This is a genomic window from Streptomyces sp. NPDC002324, assembly GCF_053593335.1.
In genome coordinates this window covers 1-17,999 of record NZ_JBSFCF010000075.1, presented here as the reverse complement: position 1 = coordinate 17,999, position 17,999 = coordinate 1, and the positions used below count along the sequence as shown (strand labels likewise).

Genomic DNA, 17,999 nt, shown 5'->3' with positions numbered 1-17,999 from the left:
GGGCGCAGCCCAATTCCCGGAATTCGCGATGCGAATTCCAACTGAATCCAGAATGCCGCGAGCGGCATTCCAAGAAAGCCGCTTCGCGACTTTTGACGTGGTTTTTCGGCGCTTTATCGCGTGAATTTGAATTTGAATCCAAGATACCTTGCGCTTCGCGCTGCGGCCAAATTTCAGAATTCCAAGACTCGCCATTCCGGCCCTTTCTTGCCGGTTCCCTGATTTCCTCGCTGCGACCATTCCGACCCTCCAAAGATTCGAATTACGGCCCGTTCGGGACATTTATACACCCCCTTTCGAGGGGTTCGCAACCCCCCATTTATCCGCCTTTTCAGAGTGCATCACAGAGAATGCCTGTGTAGCGTTGGGATTCCTGGCGACCACCCCGGAAGCACGAAAGGCCCCCTCCACAGAGGGGGCCTTTACCGTGTTTTGCCTGGTCAGATGGCGCTGTCCTGCTCTGATTCGCCTTCCTGCGGGATGTTCCGCTCGATGCCGCGCTGCTCGTAGAAGTGGATGAGCTGCTCGATCGTCCACTTCTCCTTTCCGTCGACCATCACGCCCATCGGGAATCCGGTGCTCTCGCGGCGCTTCTTGTTCTGGCTGATCAGGTTGGCCTCAACCGCGTAGCCGCGCGCCTGGAGCTCGCGCGCCAGCTCCGCGATGCTGAGGAGCACGGGCGCCTGCGGGGCGCCCTGGGGGCCCTCAGCGGCCCCCTGGCGGGCCTGCCCGGGTACGAGCCGAAGCCTGTCACGGGAGCCCGTCACATCGCCTGTCACGCTCCCGAGGTCCGTGACACCGTGACCTGCGGTTTCGTCGCTCAGACCCCCCTCTGAGGCCCCCCTGAGGGCTTCGGGCAGCTCGTCACGTGACATGCGGGCCAGGAGCCGCGGGAGGCGCTTCGGGGCCGGTACGGGCGGGGTGCCGAAGAGGCCGGCGCTCGGGTCGAAGCCGGTGGCCTTGCGCTGCTCGATGGCCCACGCCTTGAGGTCGTCGGGCTCCGCGAAGCAGGTCTGTACCCAGTACTGGGCATTGCCTTCCACGACCATCATTCGACCGGCCTTGTCCACGGATTCCGGGACGGGCGTGGTGCCGATGACGTTTTTCCACTGCTGGACGGTGTAATTGCCCATGAACTTGAGCCGGAAAAGGTTCCGCAGACCCTTTCCGCCCAATGCCTGGTCCCGGAGATCCTGGAAAATAGCGAGGATGTTTCCATAAACGTGACGGCCGAGTCGGGCGCCGGATGCGACGTCACCCCAAATAGGGTCGGCCGCGCGGTCGGCGGGACCGTCCTCGTCGGCGCGAGCCTTTCGGTTGTCGTCCCACCATTCGCGGGAGATGTCCGCGAATTCGTTTGCCTCTTCGATCAGGCAGAGGAAGCCGGGAAACTCGACATTCTTGTCTGCTTCCGCGAGGGCACTGCGGGCGGAGATCTCTTCCTTGAACCAGTCGATTCCCGCGCGCATGTCCTGAGGGTTCATCGGGTCGTTGTAGACGTACACGCCGGGCACGCCGATGTAGATATCGACGCTCACGCGCTTAACGTCCGCGACCATGATGTGGTAGCCCTGCCGGATGAGCTGGGCAATAACCATCTGGCAGAACGCCGACTTGCCGCCGCCGGTACCCACGGACAGGGCCCAGTGCGGGGTTTCGCTGTTTCCCAGCTCCTTGATGACGACCCTGCCGAAGGGGTCCTTTCCGATGACGATCTCGCCCTTCTTGGCGTTGGCGATGGCCTCCTGGATGTCCGGGTCGAAGAAGCCGACGCGCTCAGGGCAGGCGGGCTCAGGCGCCGGCGGCTTGGGCGCGGGCTTGTGGGTGTAGACGGCGTTCGGGTGCTCGCCGGTGAAGGTGAAGCGGCCGACCCACTCCCCCGGCAGACGCGTGTTGAGCAGCTCGGTGAGCTGCGCGCGCTCGAGCTCGGAGCCGCGGAACGTCCAGGGCAGACGGACGACGACGCGGGCGCCGGCCTCCCGGAGCTGCGCGGGCAGCAGGAGCCAGTTCTCACGGGGTTCGTCGGCGGGAAGGCCCAGGTCGTTGACGAGGATGGGCCAGATCTTCGGGCCGTACACGACGTCGTCGCCGGGCGGCTTGGGCTGGTAGCGGTGGGCCGCGACGAGGACGGCGACGAGGGCCAGGACTAGGAGCACGAGGGTGCCGACGCGCCAGGCCGGGACGGTCAGGCCGACCAGGGCGGCGGTGAGGACCAGGCGGGTGAGGCCCCGGGCCGCGTACGGCCAGCAGTGCCACGCGCGCCAGGTGCGGGCGAGGGTGGTGACGATGGGCGCCACGAAGCCGTAGACGGCCCGCAGGACGCGCCAGGCGCCCTTGAGGAAGCGCCAGGTCCAAGCGGTGGCGCGGACGCACCACAGGAGCGCACGGACGATCCAGTCCAGGGCCCTGGTCCCTCGACCCCGGTACCCGGCCAGCCAGGCCGCCGTGTTCCTCGCCCACGGGCGCGGCCGACGCTTCTTGACCAGGCTCACCTTCGGCGCGGGGGCCGCGATGGTGGCCATCTGGACGGTTTCGACGGCGGCGGCCTGGGTGGTGCGCGGGGTGCCGGCGCGGAGGAACGTGGCGTCGGAGCGAGGCTCGCCCCGCATCTCGTACCCGCCGAAGAAGCGCAGGACGGCCCACACGGCCAGGACCAGGGCGCGGACGGCACCGTACGTCTTCTTCACCGCGCCGACGATGGCCTGACCAGGCTTCTTCCAGTCAGTCTTCGCGCCGTCACCGGCCTTCTTGCTCGCGCCGTCGGCCAGCATCCCGACGATGAACAGCAGGCCCAGGACGGTCAGGTTGCCGCCCGGGACGTGCTCGGCAGCCCAGTTCCAGGCGGCCCCGAACGCGTCGACGGCCCAGCTCCCCTCTTCCTGGGTGGCCGGGTCTGGTGGTGTCTGGGTGTGGACCGCGGGTGCGGCGGCCAGGATGTGCATCGGTTCCCCTCATGTGTCTGGGAGAGGACCCACGCCCGGCAGGTGTTCTCTGTGGCAGGAGGTGGACCTGCCGGGCGCGAATCCCCCGTCGAACCGCCGTGTCAAGGCGATCATTACGGGTGGCTCTGACACCCTCACCCGGGAAGCCTGTGGACAGATTTCCGCTGGTGAGGGCTCTCGTCTTCTATGGGTCCGTTTTCGGGGCTCGGTGTGACACCCCGGGCCGGATTTCTCAGTCGGTGGTCCAAATCCAGGGCTCACCCTCGGCTGCCGCGCGGGCGGCGGAGTCACCCAGGAGCCGGGCGACCTTGGCGGGCTTGGGCTTGGTGTGGCGGTGGCCGGCCACCGCGCGCAGGAGCCGCGCGAAGGGCTCCGCCTGGTCCGCCGGGACGGTGAGGGTGTCCTCGGTCCCGGCGGCCTCCAGGTGCTGGATCAGCGGCTGGAGGGGCTTGCGCTCGTCGTACGACAGGACGCCGCGGGCGTACTCGGCAAGGTCGCGGACGGCCTTGATCTGGTGGGTGTCCTGGCCGAAGAAGTCGGCGCCGTGGGTGGTGGTCAGGTGCTGCGTCATGGCGGTCGTCTCCTCAGGTCAGGTCGATGTGGAGGGCTGTCCAGGTGCGGCCCTTGCGGGCGCCGTCCTGGCGGACCCAGTCGGCGACGGCCGCGCGGGCGTCCGCCTCGGAGGCGGCCTTGACGGTGCCGACGGACTCGCCGTCGTGGTGCTTGCCGTCGCTGACCTGGGCGGTGAAGCGGTACGTGCGCATGTCGTCCGCTCCTCCCGTCAGGCGTAGTGGCCGGTGCCGGGCGCGTCCGCCGTGTCGTCCGCCTGTGCGGCGGCGGCGCGGGCGGTGCGGAAGGAGCGGCTGACGGTGGCCTTGAACTTGGGGTCGTCCGCCTCGCGGTCGTGGCGGGTGGCCAGGGCTTCGGTGATCAGGCGGACGTCATCGACGCCGCTCTGGACCATGTCGCGGACGTCTGCCGCGAGGCTCTTGGCCTTCTTGGCCGGGGCGCGGACGAGGGAAAGCGCCGGGCGGACGTTTTCGCTGTCTACGGCCTGCTCAGAGGCCGTGTGGGGCGGATATCCGCTGGTGTCCGCCTGGACGGTGGACTCCTGGGCTCCCGACGTCGTGGCGTCACCAGCGGACGCGGAGAGGAGGGCCAGGGGGGTACCGGCGGACGCTGCGCGGAGAGCCGGGGCGGTGGGAGTGAGGCCGGGGGTGAACATCCGCTCAAGGGCGATGTCGGCGCTCTGGCCGATCCGCTCGCGCTGGACGACCATCAGATCCGCCGCGAGGGACGGGTCACCGCCGCCGCCGACCTTCCGGGCCAGCTTCCACGACTTCTTGACCGCCTTGTTCCGGGTCTTCTCCTCCGGGTGTCCGGCGGCGACCGCCTGGTAGTACGCCAGATCCTTGAGGACGGCGGCGGCGCGGGCCTGCGCCTCAACGTCCCGCCCGACCTGGTGGACGACCACGCGGCGGGTGAGGAACGCCAGACCCTCCGCAGACGCCGTGATCGCCATCGGGGTGATGGCGTACACGATCGTCTGTCCGACACCGCTCGCGGCGGTCGCGCCCATCGCGGCGGCGGCCATCGGCAGCATCCACAGACCGACGCGGACGGCGCGGGGCGCGGACTGCCCGAGGGCGGTGGTGATGAGCAGGATCATCGCCATGACGGCGGTCGCGCCCTCACCGGCCGCGAGGGCACCGAGCGCGGTGCCCTCGCCGTACACGGCGGACAGGTTGGTGTACGTGCCGATGCCGCCCATCACGCCGACGGCGAGGATCGGCACGATGGTGCCGATCAGGAGTCCGCGCTGAATCTTGGTGAGCTTCGTGAGCTGCGGGGTTTCCATCGTGGTGCTGCCTTCCTCGGTCTCTTGTGACGTTACGGCGTCGTGGGCTCGCGACGTCACTACGTTTCGGGTGGTCACTTCTTCTTCGCCGGGGCGGGGGTCTCGCGCAGGGCCTTGATGGCGGCGGCGACGCCGATCACACCGATGCCGATGCCGATCCCCGAGTACGCCAGGCCCTGGCCCATCGCCATGACGGCCGGCGCCGCGACGACGAGGATGGTCACGGCCGGGACGCACAGGATCAGCAGGCCGACGCCGAAGATGCACATGTTGCGGAGCCAGGCCGGGATGGGCGTGCTGGGCATCTGCACGAACACCGGCTGGGCCGCCTGCTGCTGGGGGATGTAGACCGGCTGACCCTGCGCGGTGTACGCGACGGTCATGCCCGGCGGGATCGCCGGGAGCGGGGTCGGGCTGTAGGGCTGGATCTCGTGGTTGTCCACGGTGGTTCTCTCCTCGAAGTCTCAGGTGGTGCGGGGTGTGGTGGCGTCGTGACGTCGTGGGGTTGTGGGGTCACGACGCCACCACGGGATGCGGACAGGTCACGAGCTGGGTGGTCCGGAGCTCCGGGCGTAGGTCAGATACGGCAGGGCCAGGGCCAGGCCGACCGCCATCACACCGAGGGCCGCGATGACCATGACCACCAGGCCGGACACCAGCGGCATCCCGCTCTGGCCGATCAGGGAGGCGAGCCCGGCGGCCACCAGGAGCGCACCGACCTGCGGGGCGCGGGCGAGGACGTACAGGACGGGGATCAGGAGCGCGGTCCGCATCGCCGTCACCGCACGATCATCGAGTCGGGGCACTTGCCGCCCATGTGGGCGACGCACGCCGGGCAGTCCTCGCGCGGGGCCAGGTGCCGGTGCTGCTCACGGCTGTCGTACGCGTGAAGCCAGCACTGGCGGCACTGCCCCTTCGGCGGGGTGAGGGCCTTCTTGCTCGCCATCACCACCACCCCGAGGTCTTCTTCTCGACCGTGGCGGCGGCGTGCTTGCTGATGATCTGCGCGCGGGCGGCCTGCGCGGCCTGGAGCTCCGCCGCGAACCGCTCGACCGCGCCGTCGAAGATGCGGTCGATGGCCTTGTCGGCCGGGGTGGTCGACTTCCCCTTCATGACCCGGCGGGCACCGCGCACGCCGTTGCCGACGAGGCGGGCCTTCTCGCCCGAGGTGAGCGGCCACATCTCCTGGTTGCGGGCGGCGGCCAGCTTGGCCTCGGTGGTGCGGATCAGCTGGTCAACGGCGCGGGTGTTCGGCTTCCCCATGGGTCAGCCCCTCCTCGGGTAGGTGTGGCCGGCGGGCGGGTACTGCTGGGCCGGGTCACCGGCGACGCCGAACAGGACGACGGACTCGAACGAGCTGTCGTCCTCCAGCGCCACCGAGCCCGCGTCGTTGTCGAACGCCCTGTCCACGGCGTCCAGCAACGCGCCGGTACGGCGGTTGTCGTCGTCGTGGGTCTCGCGGCGGATGCTCACGACCGGCCTCCCTGCTGTGCCTGGAGGGCGGCGGCGGCCTGGCGCGCGGCCTCAGCGGCGGCGGCGGCTTCCTGCGCGGCGCGGATGCGCTCCTGGGCCAGGGCGTCGGCGGCCTGCTGGTCGGTCGTCACGGCGATCACCCGGCCAGCGCGACGGACGCGCGGGAGTAGGCGGCGGCGCGGGGCTTGGGCGGGTTCGTCGCGCCGGGCTCACGCTTCGGCAGCGGCGGCTTCGGGGCCTGGTCCGCCATGACCGTGCGGAGCTTGCGGGCGCCACGGTGCAGGTGCGAGTACACGGCGCCGGCCGACCGGTTCATCCGGGAGGCGATGGCGCGGTGGGTCAGGCCCTGGGCCGCGAGCTTGACCGCCGTGCACTGCGAGACGGACAGGTCCGCGAGGGCGAACACGTCGGTCTCGACGTCGGCGGCCTGGACGGCCGGGAGCGGGAAGGACGCCACGGCGTCCGTCCAGTCGCGCGGCTGCTCGGTCGCGCGCTTCGGGCGGTAGTGGTCGACGGCCGCGCGGGTCGCGATGGTGCGGAGCCATCCGAACGCGTGGTCGTCGTCGGCGCGAAGCCGGTGGATGTCGGCGACCACGCGGACCCAGGTCTCGCCCGCGATGTCGTGGGCGTCCTCGGTGCGCTTGGCCTGGGTCACGGCGTAGGCCAGGACCCGGCTGGAGTAGAGGCGGAACAGGCGGTCGAGCCGTTCGCCGGAAGCCGCGGAGAGCGGCTGTACGTCGATACGATCCACGGAGGATCGCTCCCTTCTGGCGCTCAGAACGGGTTCGGTCTCAGGCCCTGATCCGGAGGTGAGATGCCGGACCAGGGCCGCTTTCGCGTACAGGACTGTATTGCTCCCGTAAAGGCGAGCAGTACCGGTACTGATAGTGCCCCCCGGCTGGCGCGGTGTCAAACAGTACCGGTACTGTTTTCCGTGAGAGGATCACTCCTGTACTGAGGAAGGGAGGGCACATGCCCCGGTATGAGCAGGTCGCAGACGATCTGCGGGCGCGCATCCACGCGGGTGAGTACGAGGTCGGCTCGAAGCTGCCGACCTACGCGGAACTCACCGAGACGTACGGCGTCGGGCGCGGTGTGATCAGCGCTGCACTCGGCATCCTGGAGCGCGAGGGGTTCATCCGTGTCGTCAAGAAGGCCGGCATCCGAGTCCTGAACTGGCGCATCCAGCGGCGCCGGATCGGGCGCGGCCAGACTGTGATGCGCGACCCCGCCCGCGGCTACGTCTTCCCCGCGGCCTCACACGCCGGGGAACCCTGGATCGTGCACGGGCGGGCAGTCCGCTCATACGAACCCGCGCCCGAGCGGGTGGCTTCCTTCTTGGGAGTCGAGCCGGGCATCGCCGTGTTGCGGCGGCGCCGGGTGACGTCCCCAGCGGATGAGCCACCGTTCCAGATCGTTGACACATGGCTGAGCCCGGAAGCCGTCCGCGACGCTCCCCAAGCAGCCGAGGCAGTCACCGGACCCGGCGGCTACATCGACCGCCTGGAAGAGGCTGGGCACGGACCAATCGAGTGGACCGAGCACGCCCGCGCTAGAACCCCCAGCGACGAGGAAGCCGCCCTTCTCGACATAAGCCCGGAGTCTGCGGTGCTGGAGCTCTATCTGATCGGGAAGTCCCCGAACCTCGGTCGCGCGGTTGACGTCACAGTGCGCGTCATCCCCGCCGATCGGGTGGAGCTGGTGACGGAACTGCGCCGCGACGAAAGTGCCCAGTGGCCCGTTGAGCCCGTAACTCCCCGGACCGAGACCGGGTGATCCGAAAGTGGTGTCCCTACCGCGCGTAGGGGTGTCCACTACCGGACGTAAGCTGCACAGAACGCACGAACAAGATCCGTAAACACAAAAAAAGCCGCGAGCCCCACCCGGGTTCTCGATCAGGGGTCGAAGCCTGAAAGAGAGTCGAAGTCCCGGAGAAAGGGCGCGCGGCGACCGAAGCAAGGTCTGCTGCCGAGTGTAAGGCAGAGGTGGGGAGATTTCTCCTCCCCCTCTGTTGATCACTCGATCAGTGGGCCCAGAAAGGCTCACGTGACCCTCCAGTCCACCGAGACTCAGACGTCCGACTCTGAGGGCTCGAAGCGTCGTCGCCGGGGTTCGGTCTCGAACCTCGAACAGGGCGACGGAACCCCGCCGGGATGCCGCTCGATCGCTGGTATGAAGGCGGGTTGGTACTACAACGAGAACGCCCGCACGATCCAGCACCAGCGCAGGCCCGAGGACACTGCCCTGGTCATCGGGTACGTCCCGCAGATCGTCGCCACGATCGAGCACTTCACCGACGATGGCGAGTACATCCGCACGGAGTACCTGGCCCTGGGCAAGCGGCAGCGTCGCCCGCGCATCCTCAGCGAAGACGAGCTGGACCGTGGCACGTGGGCCGCGAAGATGGGCATGCGCCGGCCGACGGGCAACGACGAGCGTCACGCGTTCGCGCGGCTGATCCGTGAGGAGGGCGACAAGGCCCCGGTGATCCCGGCCCGGACGTACTACAACGAGGCCGGTGACCTCGTCTTCCCCGAGGCCGACGCGCAGACGATCGGCTACCGGGTGCTGCGGGGCGCGGAGGACAAGGCCCGCGAAGGCTGGGACGAGATCGGCTACTGGCTGACCGAGTGCGGGAAGTCCTCGCTGGTCGCGGGCGCGATGTTCGTCGGTCCGGTGCTGGACTCCCTGGACGCCCTGGCCCACATGGTCAACTGCTTCGGCCCCGGCCAGCAGGGCAAGTCCACCATCCTGACCGTGTGCGCGGGCGGGGTCGGGGACATCAAGCCCCGGCGGCAGCAGATCATGATCCCGTGGAACAGCTCGAAGCAGGGCATCACCCAGACCCTTCGGGCGCGGGGCTTCCTGCCGATCTGCCTCGATGAGCACAGCTCATCCGGCCGGAAGATCCAGGAGTCCTCTCGGGAGATCTCCCAGATGGTGGCCGGGGCGATCCGGGCGATGGGAACCGCGGACGGCTCCCCGCGCGAGTCTGACGGCTTCTGGCTGTCGGTCGCGGTGTCCTCCAGCAACGAGCCGTTGAAGCACGAGGGGCAGACCGAGGACCTGGCGACTCGTCTCCAGGAGTTCAAGGCCCCGTTCTTCCCGAACAAGATGCTGCTGGCCGACGGCTCCCCGGCTCCCGAGGGTCACCCCGGCGCGGAGCACGTCGCCAAGCGGCTCAAGAGGCTGGCCAAGGAGTTCGGCGGGTGGCCGCTGGAGTGGGCGATCCGCAAGGGCATGTACCGGGCGCAGAACCTTGAGCAGATCCGGAAGCTGTACCTGGAGCTGTGCGCGAAGCACCGTCCGGCCCAGGGCGGCATCGCCGCGACCATTGCCGAGCTGCACATGGCGTGGGTGGTCGGCGCGCACATGCTCGGTGAGGCGATCGGTGTGCCCGAGGTCGGCAAGGCTGCCGAGCGGGAAGCCGTCGCCCGCCTCCAGGCCGCCATCGTCGTCGCGGCCGAGGCGAACACGTCCGACCACGAGAAGCTGTGGTCGGCCCTCGATGCGCTGCGGATCGAGAAGAGCGCGTTCCCCGACCGCGACAAGCTGCCGTCCGCAGCCGAGGAAGGGTTCAGGCGCCTGCGCGGGTTCACCGACGCGGACAAGAACGAGTGGTGGGTGATCGACCCCGTCGTACGGGAGGCAGCGACGCAGGCCGGGATCGACAACGTCACCTCCGCCCTCAAGGAACTGAACCTCCTGGGCATCCACATCCGGGGCGCGGGCAAGCACGCTCAGCGCAAGCTCCCCCGCGCACTCCAGGAACACGGCCTGGGCATCCGGATGCACTGCTTCGACACCGCCAAGGCTGCCGAGAACTTCGCTCCCGATGACGGCTCCGAGGACGACCCGCAGGGTGGTCCCGGAGAGGAGTTCCCGGGTGGGACCACCCCCCGGGACCACCCTGAAACAGGGGGGGTGGTCCCGGAAAACAGCGCGCTGACCTGCGATGGGACCACCGGGACCACCGGGACCACCCTTTCTCTCTTCGACTTCTCTAAGGAGAGTGGAACCACCCCCGGGACCACCGTTCCGGCCGCTGGTCCTGATGGTGTCGCGGACTCGGGAGCTCATGACGTCACGAACACCCAGGCGCCGGCCTACGGCGTGCCCGAGGTCGAGGACGTCCCGGACGGGCGGGTGTGGGTGACGGTCGAGAAGCCGGTGTTCCCCAAGCCGGTGCCCGAGGTGACCGACACCGCGTTCGCGGAGCTGGTGGGCAAGGCTCAGGGCCGCACGCTGTCCGCGACGTGGTTCGGTGTGCTCGGTGCCGAGGGCGACCAGGCTCGGCTGTACCTGCCGAACCACCGGCCGGTGCGGGTGATGCTGCCGACCGGCGTGGACGACGTCCGGGAGCTCCTGGCGGCCTACGGGCTCAAGACCCTGTGGGTGCACGAGTCGGCCGCCCTCGCGATGGGCCTGCCCACCTATGAGGAGCGGTTCGGCGGGGACGTCCGGGAGTACAAGGGCCCGCAGGGGTCGAGCCCGCACCCGTGGGCGACGCCCGGCGAGGGCTCGGACCTGGTGGTGCAGGGCGGGGGGCTGTCCTGCTGGGTCACCCTCAAGACCAACCACGGCCAGGGCAAGCACGAGCGGCTGTCGGTCGCACTGCCGCTGTACGAGGACCGCTTCGACCGCTCGGACGAGGAGCGGCGCGGCGGGTGGGGTGCGGCGGCCACGGCGGAGATCCTGCTGGACGCGCTGATGGTCTACCTGGTGGCGAGCCAGCACGGTACGAGGCCGCTGCAGGTGGCCCCGTACTACCTCGGTCCGAACACCACGGCGAAGGACTACGCGGGGTGTGCTGAGGCCGACGTCGTCTCGGGGATGATCCGGGACCGTGCGGTGCCGCCGGTGCACAAGATGCCGCCGATCCTGGACATGCAGTGGAGCCGTCCGGCCGACCAGATCACCGACGCTGAGCGGGGGGCGCGGTGGCTTCACCAGTACGACAAGAACGCCGCCTGGCTCGGGGCGTTCGGCGGGGCCAAGCTCGGTCTCGGTGACCCGGTGCACCACCCGGACGGCATCGCCTTCGACACCGAGAAGGCCGGGTACTGGCGGGTGGCGGAGATCCCCGGCACCGGCCTGGACAGGCTGCCGGGCTTCCGGGTGCTGGCCGCTGAGGAGGGCGGGTTCTGGCTGCGGACCCCGGCTGTCGACCTGATCGCCGAGACGTACAAGGGGTGGAAGCCCACCGTTCTGGAGGCGTGGGTGTGGCCGGCCACCAGCCGGGCCCTGTACTCGATGTACGAGCGGATCAGCATCGCCCGCAAGCGGATCGTCCTCGCCGGTGAGCAGGGGCGCCCCGGTGCCCGGTACGCGAAGCAGGTCGTGGGCGCGCTGTACCAGAGCTTCCGCGGCTTCCTCACCCGGGTCGACGGCCCGCAGAAGGACAACAGGACCGGCGGGCACTACGCCGGTGACATCTACTGGCGTCCCGACTGGGCCGCGATGATCCTCGACCTGGCCCTCGCCAACACGTACCGCAACCTGCGCAAGTACGCAGCTGAGGAGCGCTTCCCGCTGAGCCTGCGGGTGGACGCCATCACCCTCACCAGCGACGAGGCCGACCCCGCCGCCGCCGCCCCGGCCTCCATGGAGCTGGGCAGCGGGGGCAAGCAGTGGAAGGGCGAGGCGTGCGTCCCCTTCGCTGAGGTGCTGCCCGCGATCGACAACGGCGCGAAGGTGCCCAAGGCACTGGACGCGTACCTGACCGCGCACACGAAGGAGGCGTGACATGGGGATCTTCGACCGGTTCCGGCGCGGCAAGGGCAAGGGGAAGGGTGAGGAGCCGACCCCGGCCCCGGCGCCGACTCCCACACCGGCCCCGGCTCCTCAGGCCCCGGCGGGTGAGGCGCCGAAGGAGAAGAAGCGGGGCCTGTTCGGCCGGATCGCCGACCGGGTGCGGGGCGGGGGGAAGAAGAAGCCACCGGCCGCCCCGCCTGCCGAGGCGCCGCCCGCGGCTCCCCCGGCCCCTCCCGAGGGTCCGCCGCCTGGTCCTCCCGGCGGTCCGATGCCCGAGGGCCCGGAGGAGCCGGAAGAGGGGGGCGAGGGCGAGGAGGAGGCCCCGGAGGAGAAGGACTACTCGGGCGCCCCCTCATCCGTCGAGATCAAGATTCCCGGGCAGTGGGCGTTCAGCAAGAAGGTCTGGCCCGGGGTCGTGAAGGGCACGCTGACCAGTCAGGCCCAGGTGATCGAGTACCTCCGGGCCATCGACGAGGGGCGTGAGCAGGAAGCCGTCGAGATGATCGTGGAGATCTTCGACGACGGCTCGGGGTTCGCGGCCGGGGTGGAGCTGGACAAGTCCACCTGGACGCTGCCGCAGATCGGGTACTGACGAGTGCGGGCCCGCATCCCCTTGGGGTGCGGGCCCGCACTCGTGGCGTCGTGGCGTCGTGACGTCACGGCGTCACCAATTCGGGTGAAAGCCCTGCCGGAAGCCTCCCGCAGGGACGAAAATGCAACCACCGAACGGAAGGAAACCCCCGCCATGACCGACGAGAAGCCCCCCGGCGTCAACGTCCTGGAAGCCGCGTACACCAGGTGGAAGGACATGCCGCCGGTCTCTCTGAAGATGCACCGGCAAGACCTGTACCTGATCCTCATGGCCCTCCAGACGACCACCCGGTTCCCCGGCACCACGCCCTCGATGGCCAAGCACATGGAGGCCATCGGACGGCAGATCCAGGAAGCCATCGTCGACGACGCGGAGCTGTACGCCATGACCGACAGCGGCTGGAACCCCGACCACGACGTCGAACCCGAGGACGACCAAGAGGACCCCGTCAGCGTGTTCAGTCCGATGTCCGGCGCCGCCGGCCACCAGCTCGGCATCGCGATGCAGATCCCCGACGTCACCCTCGGACTCCGGGAGGCGATGGAACTGCACGACGGGGACCACCTCCAGGCCGCCGCCGACACCGGCCTGCGTCGCCACTGGGAAGAGGCCGAACCCGAGACGCGGGCCGCGCTGCTGCTGAACTTCGCCTGGGCCTCCCGCAAGCACGACGTCCCTCTGCTCCTGGGTGACATGGGCGCCGTGCAGTACGCGAGCGACCTGCACGAGTACGCGGCCACCTTCCAGGGTGACTCCGAGGCGTTCCACGGCCCGCGGTTCCCGGCGATGCCGCTGCCGGGGCAGGCCGGCGCCCTCGCGTCGTCGGTCGGCTTCGACCGCGACGACACGGACGTCTCCCTCGTCACCGTGCTGATCCTGTTGCAGCCCCTTTACAAGGCGGCCGAGTCATGACCGGCCGCAACCTTCCCAGTGCGCCGACCGTTGAGTACGGAGCCCCGTCCCTGCCCATCACCACCAGGAGGACCACCGTGGACGCCGCCCGAGACGACATCAACGCCTCCGCCTCCCTCGAAGCCGAGGCCACGGCCGAGCTGGTGGCGCGCATCGCCCTGGAGATCCCGACGTTCGACCGGAGCTGGAGGCCCGAGGAGATCACGGGGTGGCTGGACTGCCTGCTGAGCTCCGACCAGCCGCTCTCCGACGAGGACGTGCGGAGGGCGAAGCAGGCCGTGAGCGAAGCACTGGGAGTGGATGCCTGAAACCGCCCTACGATGGGCCCCGCCGGACGTCGGCGGGGCCCATCGTGCTGTCGCGTACCCTGTCGCGTCGGGTTGTCGCACGGGGTGCTGTCGCGTGCTGTGACCTGCGGCAAGACCCCTTCACCCCCGGGCTTGGGCCGGACGCGACAGCCCTGTGCGACGGGAGGTCGTTAGACCCGGCATGGATCACCTGCCACCGGTCGACCGGCATGCCGAGGAGGCCGACGTCGCGGCCTGTGAACTCGCGGACGCCCTCACCACGGCCCCCTGGACTGCGGGGGCTGCCGAGGACGCCGCCCATGCGATCGAGACCCTGGCGGGGGCCCTGGCCGGGCTCGGTCCCGAGGCCGCCGCCATCCTCGCCCCGGTGCTGTCCGCCACGGCCGCGCTGACCGCGCACCTGGCCGACGGCACGGCGCCCGGCGACGTCCCGGAGCCGGTGCCGCTGCCCCTGGGGCGGCAGGCACTGCGGCGGGGCCTGGGTCCTCGGGGGCGGCTGCTGCGGGCCGCTGGTGACGACACGACGGCATGACGCCGTGACGTCACCACGGGCCCCCACAGCGTCGCTACCCTGCCCACATGGACATCTTCTCGATGACGAACCAGAAGGGTGGTGTGGGCAAGACCGCCAACACCATCAACCTGGGGGCGGCGCTTGCCGAGTTCGGCCGGCGCACGCTGCTGGTCGACTGGGACCCCCAGGGCCACCTGACCGAAGCTCTGGGCATCCCAGAGTCGCCGGGCGAACGGACCATGAAGCGGTGGGTCCTTGGGGAGTGGAGCGGCGACCCTCACGAGCTGCTGGTGGAGTACCGGCCGAACATCTTCGTCCTGCCCACCGCCCTGGACATGTTCCTGCTCGACAAGGGGCTGTACGCAACGACCAACCGCGAGATGCGCCTCGCCCACCTGTTGGAGCACTTCGAGGACGACTTCGACACCGCCGCGATCGACGCCCCGCCCTCCCTCGGGATCGGCACCGAGTGCGCGCTGATGGCCGCGCGCCGGCGCCCCGACCGGCGGGCCGGACTGCTGATCCCCGTGGAAGCCGAGGACTCCAGCATCCGGGCCCTGCGTCTGCTGCTGCGTCAGGTCGGCATCCTGTCCACCGAGATGCGCACCGACATCGACATCCTGGGCCTGATCCCCTCGCGGTACGACATCCGCGACGGCGAGATCGTCACCTCCATGCTGGACGCGTTCCGCGGGCTCGGGGAACCACCCGTCATCGCGGAGATCCGCAAGCGGACCGACATCCGCAAGGCGTGGCGCGAGAAGAAGTCCGTGCTGGAGTACGCGCCCCGGTCGGAAGCCGCGGACTGGTACCGGGACCTGGCGAAGGTGGTGCTGGCCGCATGACCGCCTCTCGCCATCCCGTCCCGCCGCCGGACATGGGCGGCCTCAAGAACGACTGGACGCGCCTCCAGGACATGCGCCGGGAGGAAGCCGAGAAGGACCGCGACCAGGCGCAGAGCCCCGGTGGTGACGTCGCGGGTTCGGGAGCTCCCGACGTCACCGAGGACCAGGAGGGCGAGCACGGCCAGGAGAAGCGGATCGGCCGCCAGCCTTCCCGGCCTGGACGGACGCGCGGTGGTCGGCGGCCCCCGCCCGCCGCCGCCGACGCGGTGCCCACGACCGTGCGCTTCGACCCCGAGGAAGCCTCAGCGGTGGACAGGTTCGTCCTGGAGCTCCGGGACGACGCCGCCCGCCGCACCCTCGACAAGGCCGAGGTGATCCGCGAGCTGTTGCGGCTGGCCCGCGAGCACCCGGCGACCCGGCGGGCTCTGCTGCGGAGGCTCGGGTGACCTGGCCCATCCCTTCACCGGCTCCTGATCCCCTGCCCGATCAGTACGACGGCACCCGGGCCTGGGCCCAGGACGCCGATCACCCCGTGTTGTACGCAGAGCCCCACACCGAGGCGCCTCCGTTCTGCCTGACGTGCGGGGAAACCGCCTGCGACATGTGCATGAGACGGCATGCCCTGTGGGACAGCTCGTGGTGCAAGCCGTGCGCGAAAGACATCGGCTGCTATCCGCTGAACAGGTAGTTTCCCGCTCTGCTTCAGGGCCGCAACGCTGCACGGCGTTGCGGCCCTGAGCTGCTTAAACACCCGTGCTGCACGGTGCAGCGCTGCATGTTGCAGCGTCGCCCTGGTGACGTCATGACGTCACGGACCCATGAATTCACGGGACCCTCTTGACGCGGGGGTACGAACCTTCGTACCTTTGGGGTGTGGGTACGAACCTTCGTACCCCTCCCGACGGAAGGCAGCCATGAGCACCCAGACCCCGAACCCCAGCTTCCGCAGCGGCTCCGACGCGATCCGCGGCGGCCTGGACATCACCATCAGCCTCACCCCGGGCGAGGCCGAAGCCCTCGGCATGGAGGCCGCCACCATCGCGGACTGGTTCGACACCGCCTTCTGGGGTCTCGCCCTCCTGCGCAACGGCTACAGCGACCGGGGCGGCCAGGGCGCGACGGATGTCACCCCGGAAGCGCTGTACACGGTCCTCAACGACCTCGACCACCGCCTTCTGCCCCGCCTCCAGGGCCTGCGGGACGCCGCTGTCCGCCGCCACCAGGAGCTCGGCGGCAGCATCGGTGACCTGGCCCTCGCCATGGACGTCGCGAAGTCGACCGCGCAGTCACGCCGCAACGTCGTGATGAACCGCTCGGCCACCTCCTGGGAACGCTGGGCCACCCAGGGCGGGCCCGAGCGCGAGCACTGCGGGGCCTGTGGGCACCCCGCCCGGACCACGGACCCGATCGTCACCACCGCCGACGACGACGCCTTCCGCATCCACCGCAGCCACGCGACGACGCCGGGCAACGGCTTCTTCGGCACCCCGACCGACGAGGGCGTCTCTCCCTACTCGACCGGCACCAAGGTGGCCGGCGGGTTCGTCATCGGCCAGCGGGTCCGCATCACGGGCGTGTCCGGCCCCCTGGCCGACCGCACCGACCTGATCGGCCGGGTGGGCGAGGTGACGGCGGAGGCCAGGGACGGCTCCCTCAACGTGCGCGGCCTGAGCGGCAAGCCGCGGTCCGAGGAGGTCTTCGCGGACATCCTCGGCTTCGAGGTGACCGAGCTGGAGGCCGCCGACGGCAGCGAGTCGACCAGCGAGTGACCCGAGCGGGGGCGGCCGTTCACTGCCAGGCGCACGGCCGCCCCGTCCTCCCGACCCGTCACCAGACCAGGAGAGACACCATCATGACCGACACCGCCGCCCTGTTCGCCGCTGTATTCATCGCCCTCTACGTGGCCCACAGCGTGGGCGACCACTGGGTTCAGTCGAGTTGCCAGGCCGCCACGAAGGGACAGCCCGGCTGGACGGGGCGCCTCGCCTGTGGCCGGCACATCATCGGCCTGACCCTGACCAAGGCCCTGGTCCTGGCCCCGGTCGTCGTCCTACTCGACCTGGACGTCACCGCCCTCGGACTGGTCCTCGGCTTCACCGTCGACGCCGTCAGCCACTACTGGGCCGACCGCCGCACGACCCTCGCCGCACTGGCCCGGACCTGCGGAAAGTCCGAGTTCTACGGGCTCGGCACTCCCGCCCACCCGGCCCACCCGGTGACGGCTGAGGGCACGTACGCACCGACCCTGGGCACCGGCGCCTACGCTCTGGATCAGTCCTGGCACCACCTCTGGCTGCTGGTCGCGGCGGTCATCATCGCCGCCGCATAAACCCCCGGATAACCCTCCCGAATTCCCCCGCCGCCCTGTAGGGTGGCGGGGGAATTCGCGTTCCCCATGCTCCACACAGCGTTACTGAGGTGAGCATGTCAAGCCGCTGAACTGGGCAAACGTGAGGCTGTGAGGGTCGGCAACCCTCACATAGGGTGATTCTTCGGGGGTGGAATTCGCCCCGGATAACCGGATAGCACAAGATCATTTAGGAATAGGGACCACCCTTCCAAGAAATGCAATTTCTTCGAAATTGCCGCAAAAGCTCGAATCTGGGTTTATCGAATTGGCGACCGGGCGCGGTGAATTCGAATTGAAGGCAAGCGCTCCGCGCTTTTTCCATTCGATCTGCGATCGAATTCGAATTTCCGCTGCGCTGCAATTCGCGCGGGGGGAATTCGCTCCGCGAATTCAAATGCAGTGCAAGCCTGGCCGCAAAGCGGCCAGGGAAAGCAGGCTGCGCCACGAGATG

General features: G+C 69.5%; 23 protein-coding genes. 11 read left to right on the top strand and 12 right to left on the bottom strand.

The window, feature by feature from the left end; genetic code table 11:
- The 12 genes from ACWCRJ_RS43945 to ACWCRJ_RS43890 form a co-directional block, all read right to left on the bottom strand.
- Window positions 1–195 (bottom strand): hypothetical protein (locus ACWCRJ_RS43945; RefSeq protein WP_450944593.1); only part of this gene is annotated, 195 nt, incomplete at its 3' end.
- A 245-nt stretch (window positions 196–440) separates the two neighbouring features.
- Window positions 441–2,942, bottom strand: a complete 2,502-nt coding sequence (locus ACWCRJ_RS43940; protein WP_450944592.1) for a hypothetical protein — start codon at window positions 2,940–2,942, stop codon at window positions 441–443.
- A gap of 232 nt (window positions 2,943–3,174) precedes the next feature.
- Window positions 3,175–3,513, bottom strand: coding sequence for a DUF7739 domain-containing protein (locus ACWCRJ_RS43935; protein ID WP_450944591.1), 339 nt, complete (start codon window positions 3,511–3,513; stop codon window positions 3,175–3,177).
- Between the two features lie 13 nt (window positions 3,514–3,526).
- Window positions 3,527–3,706: a hypothetical protein gene (locus tag ACWCRJ_RS43930; protein ID WP_450944590.1), complete on the bottom strand. Its 180-nt coding sequence runs from the start codon at window positions 3,704–3,706 to the stop codon at window positions 3,527–3,529.
- 17 nt (window positions 3,707–3,723) lie between these two features.
- Complete coding sequence (locus tag ACWCRJ_RS43925; RefSeq protein WP_450944589.1) at window positions 3,724–4,800, bottom strand: conjugal transfer protein; 1,077 nt, start codon at window positions 4,798–4,800, stop codon at window positions 3,724–3,726.
- A gap of 74 nt (window positions 4,801–4,874) precedes the next feature.
- Window positions 4,875–5,243 carry a hypothetical protein gene (locus ACWCRJ_RS43920; protein ID WP_450944588.1) on the bottom strand — a complete coding sequence of 123 codons (369 nt, stop codon included), beginning with the start codon at window positions 5,241–5,243 and terminating at the stop codon, window positions 4,875–4,877.
- Between the two features lie 99 nt (window positions 5,244–5,342).
- Window positions 5,343–5,582 (bottom strand): hypothetical protein, encoded by a 240-nt coding sequence (locus ACWCRJ_RS43915; RefSeq protein ID WP_450944587.1) that lies wholly within the window; start codon window positions 5,580–5,582, stop codon window positions 5,343–5,345.
- Complete coding sequence (locus ACWCRJ_RS43910; RefSeq protein WP_450944586.1) at window positions 5,579–5,746, bottom strand: pRL2-8; 168 nt, start codon at window positions 5,744–5,746, stop codon at window positions 5,579–5,581. The genes ACWCRJ_RS43915 and ACWCRJ_RS43910 overlap by 4 nt, the downstream gene beginning before the upstream one ends.
- On the bottom strand, window positions 5,746–6,063 hold the full coding sequence (locus ACWCRJ_RS43905) for a hypothetical protein (RefSeq protein ID WP_450944585.1): 318 nt from the start codon (window positions 6,061–6,063) through the stop codon (window positions 5,746–5,748). Before ACWCRJ_RS43905 ends, ACWCRJ_RS43910 begins: the two co-directional genes overlap by 1 nt.
- Window positions 6,064–6,066: 3 nt before the next feature.
- A complete protein-coding gene (locus ACWCRJ_RS43900; protein ID WP_450944584.1) occupies window positions 6,067–6,273 on the bottom strand; it encodes a hypothetical protein in 207 nt (68 codons plus the stop codon).
- Complete coding sequence (locus ACWCRJ_RS43895; protein ID WP_450944583.1) at window positions 6,270–6,404, bottom strand: hypothetical protein; 135 nt, start codon at window positions 6,402–6,404, stop codon at window positions 6,270–6,272. Before ACWCRJ_RS43895 ends, ACWCRJ_RS43900 begins: the two co-directional genes overlap by 4 nt.
- 5 nt (window positions 6,405–6,409) lie before the next feature.
- Window positions 6,410–7,024, bottom strand: coding sequence for an RNA polymerase sigma factor (locus ACWCRJ_RS43890; RefSeq protein WP_450944582.1), 615 nt, complete (start codon window positions 7,022–7,024; stop codon window positions 6,410–6,412).
- Window positions 7,025–7,179: 155 nt separating this feature from the next.
- Between ACWCRJ_RS43890 and ACWCRJ_RS43885 the strand changes: the two genes are divergently transcribed.
- From ACWCRJ_RS43885 to ACWCRJ_RS43835, 11 genes are all read left to right on the top strand, one after another.
- Entirely contained in the window at window positions 7,180–8,049 is an 870-nt protein-coding gene (locus tag ACWCRJ_RS43885) for a GntR family transcriptional regulator (protein ID WP_450944581.1), read from the top strand.
- 396 nt (window positions 8,050–8,445) lie between these two features.
- Complete coding sequence (locus ACWCRJ_RS43880; protein ID WP_450944580.1) at window positions 8,446–12,018, top strand: DUF927 domain-containing protein; 3,573 nt, start codon at window positions 8,446–8,448, stop codon at window positions 12,016–12,018.
- A gap of 1 nt (window position 12,019) precedes the next feature.
- Complete coding sequence (locus tag ACWCRJ_RS43875) at window positions 12,020–12,619, top strand: hypothetical protein (protein ID WP_450944579.1); 600 nt, start codon at window positions 12,020–12,022, stop codon at window positions 12,617–12,619.
- A gap of 153 nt (window positions 12,620–12,772) precedes the next feature.
- Window positions 12,773–13,531, top strand: a complete 759-nt coding sequence (locus ACWCRJ_RS43870; protein ID WP_450944578.1) for a hypothetical protein — start codon at window positions 12,773–12,775, stop codon at window positions 13,529–13,531.
- Window positions 13,532–13,608: 77 nt separating this feature from the next.
- Complete coding sequence (locus ACWCRJ_RS43865; protein ID WP_450944577.1) at window positions 13,609–13,839, top strand: hypothetical protein; 231 nt, start codon at window positions 13,609–13,611, stop codon at window positions 13,837–13,839.
- Window positions 13,840–14,020: 181 nt separating this feature from the next.
- On the top strand, window positions 14,021–14,371 hold the full coding sequence (locus tag ACWCRJ_RS43860; RefSeq protein WP_450944576.1) for a hypothetical protein: 351 nt from the start codon (window positions 14,021–14,023) through the stop codon (window positions 14,369–14,371).
- Between the two features lie 47 nt (window positions 14,372–14,418).
- Window positions 14,419–15,198, top strand: a complete 780-nt coding sequence (locus ACWCRJ_RS43855) for a ParA family protein (protein WP_450944575.1) — start codon at window positions 14,419–14,421, stop codon at window positions 15,196–15,198.
- A complete protein-coding gene (locus ACWCRJ_RS43850) occupies window positions 15,195–15,644 on the top strand; it encodes a hypothetical protein (RefSeq protein ID WP_450944574.1) in 450 nt (149 codons plus the stop codon). Before ACWCRJ_RS43855 ends, ACWCRJ_RS43850 begins: the two co-directional genes overlap by 4 nt.
- A 468-nt stretch (window positions 15,645–16,112) precedes the next feature.
- The gene (locus tag ACWCRJ_RS43845; protein ID WP_450944573.1) at window positions 16,113–16,967 is read left to right on the top strand and encodes a hypothetical protein; all 855 of its coding nucleotides are present in this window, start codon (window positions 16,113–16,115) and stop codon (window positions 16,965–16,967) included.
- Window positions 16,968–17,050: 83 nt separating this feature from the next.
- On the top strand, window positions 17,051–17,527 hold the full coding sequence (locus ACWCRJ_RS43840) for a transcriptional regulator (RefSeq protein WP_450944572.1): 477 nt from the start codon (window positions 17,051–17,053) through the stop codon (window positions 17,525–17,527).
- Window positions 17,528–17,696: 169 nt separating this feature from the next.
- The coding region (locus ACWCRJ_RS43835) for a hypothetical protein (RefSeq protein WP_450944571.1) at window positions 17,697–17,999 on the top strand (303 nt) is incomplete at its 3' end.